A 6674-nucleotide genomic window follows, 5' to 3' on the forward strand; every position below is an offset into this window, starting at 1 on the left:
TCGACGCGTTATTCGCCGATCGGCGTGGTCAGTTCCTTTTCACCAGTGTCGACGACGAACACCGCGAGCAATCGCGCCGGCTTCGTGTCGCTGGCGTTTGCACTGACGCCATGACGAGCGCCGGGATCCTCGTAGAAGTTCTCGCCGGCCGCGTAGACCCGTTCCGGTGCGCCGTTGACGCTGCTGCGGATCGAGCCTTCGAGCACTGTTGCGTAGATGAAGGCCGAGTCCGGATGCGTATGGCCGGGCGATGCGCCACCCGGCCCGTATTCGACGAGCACGCCCTTCATGCTCTTGCCGGGAACGTTCGGAAGGACGTGGTCGAATACGATTGTCACCTTGCCTTCGGGTCGGTCGGAGGCTGAAACCGGGGTGATCGAGATCGTTGCCAGGGCAAAGGCCTGGAGAAACCGTGTCAGCATTGTCGTTTTCCTTTGGGTGTTTCGTGGGACGCCGCGCCAGGTCCCGCACGGGCGTCTTTGGCGTCTGCGCCAGGCTCAGTGTGTGACTTGCTGGCCGAGCCAGTCCTCGAAGCGGATCATGCCGAGGCGCGGTTTGTCGCCTGGTGTCAGCGACTGATCGTTAAGCACCGCACCGAAGTAGCGTGCGTGAACGTCCGGCACGACCTTGCGCGTGTCATGCTTTGCCTTGAGGAAGCGCCTCACCAGTTCATCGAGCGGAACGGCCTCGGGGCCGGCGACTTCGACCGTGCCGTTGATCGGCGGTGCGAGTGCGACATCGGTGAGCGCCGCCGCCACATCGTCGGACGCAATCGGCTGGAACAGCGCCGGCGACAGGCGGATCTCGCCGTCGACGTCGGCCGATTGCGCGATGCCGCCGACAAACTCGAAGAACTGCGTGGCGCGCAGGATGGTGTAGGGAATGCCGGACGCCTTGATCAGGTTTTCCTGCGCGATCTTGGCCCGGAAATAACCGTTGTCCGGAAGGCGTTCGCTGCCGACGATCGACAGGGCAACGTGATGGCGAACGCCGGCAGCGGCTTCGGCCGCCAATAGATTACGACCCGAGGTCTCGAAAAACTCGAGAACGGCCTTGTCTTCCCAGACCGGCGCATTCGCCACGTCGACGACGATCTCGGCGCCATCCATCGCTCCCGCGAGCCCCTCGCGGGTGATAGTGTTCACGCCGGTATTGGGAGAGGCAGGCAGCACGTCATGACCGCGCTCGCGCAGGTTCTTCACAAGTTTCGATCCAATGAGGCCGGTGCCTCCGATGACGACGATCTTCATGGGTTTTCTCCGCTTTTCCGACCGCAACCATTGCCGTCTGTACGAATGGAGAGTACCTGCGGGTATGTGGGAAGTCCTTGAGGCAGGCTTGAATTGCCTTTGAAGGATGCTTGAATATATGTCCAAGACGCCTGCCTGACCGAAGCCCTTACGGGGCGGGTGGCGGGCCAGACGTCTGCTACCGATGTCAGACATCAATTCGTCAGTTGGCTCGGCCGCGAGCCGGTGGCGCGCGTTCAGGGATGCCGGCCTTGCAGTTCATGTTTGCAGACTACGTGCTTGATCGGGAGCGCAGGGAACTGACCCTGCGCGGGCAAGTCGTGGCCGTCGGACCGCAGGTGTTCGATCTTCTGCTCCACCTGGTGGTGAACCGCAACCGCGTCGTCAGCAAGGACGACTTGCTGGAGGCGGTGTGGAGCGGTCGGATTGTCTCGGAATCGACGATCACCAGCCACATCAATGCGGTTCGCAAGGCCATCGGCGACAGTGGCGAGGAGCAGTGCCTGGTTCGCACGATCGCGCGCAAGGGTTTCCGCTTCGTCGGCGAAATCACCGTCGATGAGACCGGTAAGACGCGACAACCCGGCGTGCACGGCGCCACCGAGCAGGCCCTGGGAAAATTGCAGGAGCAGCCGTCCGCGCTTGTCCTTCCCGACAAGCCCTCCATTACCGTCCTGCCGTTCCAGCACCTGAGCGGCGATCCGGAGCAGGAGTATTTCGCCGACGGCGTGGTCGAGGACATCATCACGGCACTGTCGCGCATCCGCTGGCTGTTCGTCATCGCGCGCAACTCGAGCTTTACCTACAAGGGCCGGGCGGTGGACGTGAAGGAAGTCGGCCGGGAACTGGGCGTGCGCTACGTGCTGGAAGGCAGCCTGCGCAAGGCGGGCAATCAGGTGCGCATCACCGGCCAGTTGATCGACGCCACGACCGGGGCGCATCTCTGGGCAGAGCGCTTCGAGGGCGCGCTCGACAACATTTTCGACCTTCAGGATCAGATTTCGGCCAGTGTCGTCGGCGCGATCTCACCGCAACTCGAGCGCGTGGAAATCGAGCGCGCCAAACGCAAGCCGACGGAAAGCCTTGACGCCTACGACTATTACCTGCGCGGCATGGCGAAACTGCACATCGGAACCCGCGAAGCGATCGAGGCAGCGTTGGCCCTTTTCTACAAGGCGATCGAGCTCGACCCCGACTTTTCATCGGCCTATGGCGGGGCGGCCTGGTGCCATTTCTGGCGCAAGCTGAACGGCTGGATGGTCGACCGGAACCACGAGATCGCCGAAGGCGTGCGGCTGGCGCGGCTGGCGGTGGAGCTGGGTCGCGATGATGCGGTGGCATTAACGAGAGCCGGCCACGCGCTCGGGCATCTCACCGGCGACGTCGACGGCGGCATTGCGCTCATCGACAGGGCACGGCTACTCAATCCGAACTTCGCCCCCGCCTGGTTCCTCGGCGGGGCTCTGCGTGTCTTCCGTGGCGAAACGGAAAACGCCATCGAGGATCTCGCGCATGCCGTTCGTTTGAGCCCATTAGATCCGGAAATGTTTCGAATGGAGGCCGCCACTTCGCTCGCGCATTTCTTCGACGGGCGCTTTGATTCCGCCTCGTCTTGGGCGGAAAAGGCGCTGGGAAACCTGCCCAGCCTCCTCGTCGCGGTCGCCCTTCTGGCGTCGAGCCACGCGCTCGCGGGGCGGCTCGTAGAAGCGCGACAGGCCATGCGGCGCCTGCGCGCGCTTGATCCATCCTTGCGCATCGCCAATCTCAAGGACTGGCTTCCGATCCATCGCCCGGAAGATTATGCGCGGTTTGCCGATGGTCTGCGCCTGTCTGGGTTGCCGGAATGAGCCCACCGGCTTGAACTGGATGACGACGTCACCGCCCTCGCCGGGACAGACTGGCCGCCGTCAACGAGCCAGTCCTCTTTTCCCTGCTCAACCGAGCACTCTAAAGGCTACTCGACAGGGTCAATCCAGAAGACAGCCCGGTATCGCCCAGTGGCAACGCGAAGCAGGCGATGGCGAAGGCCCGAGGGCGCCTTTCGTCAACGCGCCCAGATCACAGCTGCGCAAAAATACGCTTCAGTTTGAGGCCCAATGTCGCCGCGCGCGCCAGCATCAACACCATCATCCCGAGCCAGAGCCCGTGATTGCCCCAGACTTGCTGGAGAATGTATGCCGTCGCGAGGAAGACCATCGTCGAGATAAACATGCTGTTGCGCAGTTCCCGGGTGCGTATTGCGCCAATGAACACACCATCGAGCATGTAACTCGTCACCGAGATCAGCGGCAACACGACGACGTAGGGAAGAAAGCGGACGGCCGCGGCGCGAACTTCCTCCTGGTTGGTCAACAGGGAAATGATCGTCGGACCAGCCAGCGCATAACACAGCGAAAACAGCAGCGCCACCAGGCCGGACCACAGGAAGGCCGCCTGGATCACACGTCGAAGGGCCTGTTTGCGGCGTGCACCGATGACGGATCCGACAAGGGTCTCGGTCGCATGGGCAAAACCATCGAGGCCATAGGAGGTGATGCCATGGAGGTTCAAGAGCACGGCGTTGGCCGCCAGGATCGCGTCGCCTTCTGCAGCGCCGCTTCGCGCAAACCAGCCGAAGCACACCAGCAGGAAGAGGCTGCGCAAGAATATGTCGCGGTTGACTGCAATCAAGCTTCGAAAGGCGGCACCATCAAGGAGGTCGCGCAAGTCCAGCGGTTGCCCCGCACTGAACGGTCGCACGATCAACAAACCGGCAATGAAGGCAGCCCATTCGGCCATGGCGGTGCCAGCGCCGATGCCTGCGACCCCCCAGTCGAACACGAAGACCAAGGTCACGGTCGCGGCCAGGTTGAGCACATTGAGCGCCACCTGCAACGCAAGCGAAATCATCACCCGCTGGCGACCCAGTAGGTAGCCGAGCAGGACGAAATTCCCGAGAGCCGCGGGGGCCGACCAGATTCGCGCCGAAGCGTAAGCCACGGCGCTCTCGTAGACCGCTTCGCTGCCACCAAGGAGCGCAAGCCCGATTTCGATGATCGGCTTCTGCAGCACTATGATGATCGCGCCACCGGCAGCGGCAATGAGAAGCGCCCTGAGTAGATGCTTGCGCATGAGTGCGCTGTCCTCGGCCCCCGATGCCTGAGCGACCAGTCCGGTTGTCGCCATCCGCAGAAAGCTGAAGCTCCAGAACAGGAAATTGAACAGAACGCCGCTGAGCGCCACCCCGCCGAGATACCAGGGACCGGGAAGATGCCCCGCCACCATCGTGTCGACCAGCGACAACACCGGCTGCGCGAGATTGGCCAGGATGATCGGAAACGCCAGCGTGACCATCCGGCGGTTCCAGTTTTCCTGCAGCTCCACAGGTGGCGAAATGTTCATCGCGCATTCGACCTTGGCGGAAGTATCCACACGGCCGCACCAGTTTGCCTAAACATCTCTATCACCCCGGCCGGTTGGCCTGTTTACGTCGATACTGTCTGCAAAACGTTGTCCCGCTTACCAGTCCATGACGACCTTGCCGGAGTTGCCGGAGCGCATGGCCTCGAAGCCGTCGCGGAACTCGTCGATGCCGATGCGGTGGGTGATGANGTCCCGCTTACCAGTCCATGACGACCTTGCCGGAGTTGCCGGAGCGCATGGCCTCGAAGCCGTCGCGGAACTCGTCGATGCCGATGCGGTGGGTGATGACCGGTGACAGGTCGAGCCCGCCCTGGACGAAGGCGATCATCTTGTACCAGGTCTCGAACATCTCGCGGCCATAGATGCCCTTGAGGTTGAGCATCTTGAAGATCACCTTGTTCCAGTCGATCTCGAAGCCGGCCGGCGCGATGCCGAGAATGGCGATCTTGCCACCATTGTTCATCTTGTCGATCATGTCGCGGAAGGCGGGTGCCGCCCCCGACATTTCCAGCCCGACGTCGAAGCCCTCGGTCATGCCGATCGCCTTCATCACGTCGGTCAGGTTCTGCTTCGACGCGTCGACGACGTAGTCGATGCCGACCTTGCGGGCAAGCTCCAGCCGCGTCGGGTTGATGTCGGTGATCACCACCTTGCGCGCGCCCGAGCGCTTGGCAACCAGTGCCCCCATAATGCCGATCGGCCCGGCGCCGGTCACCAGCACATCCTCGCCGACCAGATCGAACGACAGTGCGGTGTGCAYCGCATTGCCGAAGGGATCGAAGATCGCGGCGATCTCGTCGGGAACGTCTTCCGGGATCGGCACGACATTGTATTCCGGCAGGCAAACGAATTCGCCGAACGAGCCCGGCCGGTTGACACCGACGCCGAGCGTGTTGCGGCAGAGATGGCCGCGCCCGGCGCGGCAATTGCGGCACTTGCCGCAGACGATATGGCCCTCGCCCGAGACCCGCTCGCCGACATGGTATTTGGTGACGGCCGARCCGACCGCGGCGATCTCGCCCATGAACTCRTGRCCGACGACCATCGGCACCGGAATGGTYTTCTGGGCCCATTGGTCCCAGTTCCAGATATGCACGTCGGTGCCGCAGATCGCCGACTTCTTSACCTTGATCAGCACGTCGTTCGGTCCGACCTCCGGCACCGGCACGCGTTCCATCCAGAGCCCGACCTCCGGCTTCGTCTTGACCAGCGCCTTCATCATCTTCGTCATTTGGTTGTCTCCAAAATCAACTGCCCGCCTGGGGCCTGCCCCTCATCCGGCTGCCGCCACCTTCTCCCCGCGAGACGGGGAGAAGGRCTATGCCGCACCCCTTGSGCCCATCTCGGACTGCCCGCAGGCTCARCCTCTTGCCGGGCACGTCCCCTCTCCCCGYMTRCGGGGAGAGGGYYAGGGTGAGGRGCAGAGCTCTACACTCACTTGATCACACCGAGCTCGCGGCCGACCTCTTCGAATGCGGCGATCGCCCGGCGCACGTCGTTTTCGCTGTGGGCGGCCGACATCTGCGTGCGGATGCGCGCCTGGCCCTTTGGCACCACCGGGAAGGAGAAGCCGATGACGTAGACGCCCTTCTTGAGCATGCGCGCCGCCATCTCCTGCGCCAGKGCGGCATCGCCGAGCATCACCGGGATGATCGGATGGCCCTCGCCGGCSAGCGTGAAGCCGAGCTTCGACATCTGGTCACGAAACAGCGCCGCATTGTCCGACAGCCGCGCCCGCAGCGCATCGCCGTTGTCGATCAGGTCGAACACTTTGAGCGAGGCGGCGGCAATCACCGGCGCCAGCGTGTTGGAAAACAGATAGGGCCGCGAGCGCTGGCGCAGCCAGTCGACAACCTCGGCCTTGGCCGACGTRTARCCGCCCGAGGCRCCGCCGAGCGCCTTGCCGAGCGTGCCGGTGATGATGTCGACGCGGCCCTCGACGCCGCAATGTTCGGCCGAGCCGCGCCCGTTTTTGCCGACGAAGCCGACCGCATGGCTGTCATCGACCATGACCATGGCGCC

At 63.3% G+C, this 6674-nt stretch carries 6 protein-coding genes; 1 reads left to right on the forward strand and 5 read right to left on the reverse strand.

Translation table 11 applies throughout. From position 1 onward, the window contains the following. Positions 1–8: 8 nt before the first annotated feature. Together ASD00_RS17685 and ASD00_RS17690 are read right to left on the reverse strand one after the other, a co-directional pair. The gene (locus ASD00_RS17685; protein WP_057207777.1) at positions 9–422 is read right to left on the reverse strand and encodes a cupin domain-containing protein; all 414 of its coding nucleotides are present in this window, start codon (positions 420–422) and stop codon (positions 9–11) included. 75 nt (positions 423–497) lie between these two features. Next, positions 498–1250: an SDR family oxidoreductase gene (locus ASD00_RS17690; protein ID WP_057207778.1), complete on the reverse strand. Its 753-nt coding sequence runs from the start codon at positions 1248–1250 to the stop codon at positions 498–500. Positions 1251–1501: 251 nt separating this feature from the next. On the opposite strand from ASD00_RS17690, the gene ASD00_RS17695 reads away from it, so the two are divergent. Beyond that, complete coding sequence (locus ASD00_RS17695) at positions 1502–3097, forward strand: winged helix-turn-helix domain-containing protein (protein ID WP_057207792.1); 1596 nt, start codon at positions 1502–1504, stop codon at positions 3095–3097. A 211-nt stretch (positions 3098–3308) separates the two neighbouring features. On the opposite strand, the gene ASD00_RS17700 is transcribed toward ASD00_RS17695, so the two are convergent. The 3 genes from ASD00_RS17700 to ASD00_RS17710 form a co-directional block, all read right to left on the reverse strand. Further along, positions 3309–4631 (reverse strand): MATE family efflux transporter, encoded by a 1323-nt coding sequence (locus ASD00_RS17700; RefSeq protein ID WP_057207793.1) that lies wholly within the window; start codon positions 4629–4631, stop codon positions 3309–3311. Between the two features lie 217 nt (positions 4632–4848). After that, positions 4849–5883, reverse strand: a complete 1035-nt coding sequence (gene tdh / locus ASD00_RS17705) for an L-threonine 3-dehydrogenase (protein ID WP_057207779.1) — start codon at positions 5881–5883, stop codon at positions 4849–4851. A 203-nt stretch (positions 5884–6086) separates the two neighbouring features. Beyond that, a partial coding sequence (locus tag ASD00_RS17710) for an aminotransferase class I/II-fold pyridoxal phosphate-dependent enzyme (protein ID WP_156585653.1) occupies positions 6087–6674 on the reverse strand: 588 nt, incomplete at its 5' end.

The organism is Ensifer sp. Root31 (assembly GCF_001424825.1).
Taxonomy (GTDB): Bacteria; Pseudomonadota; Alphaproteobacteria; order Rhizobiales; family Rhizobiaceae; genus Ensifer; species Ensifer canadensis.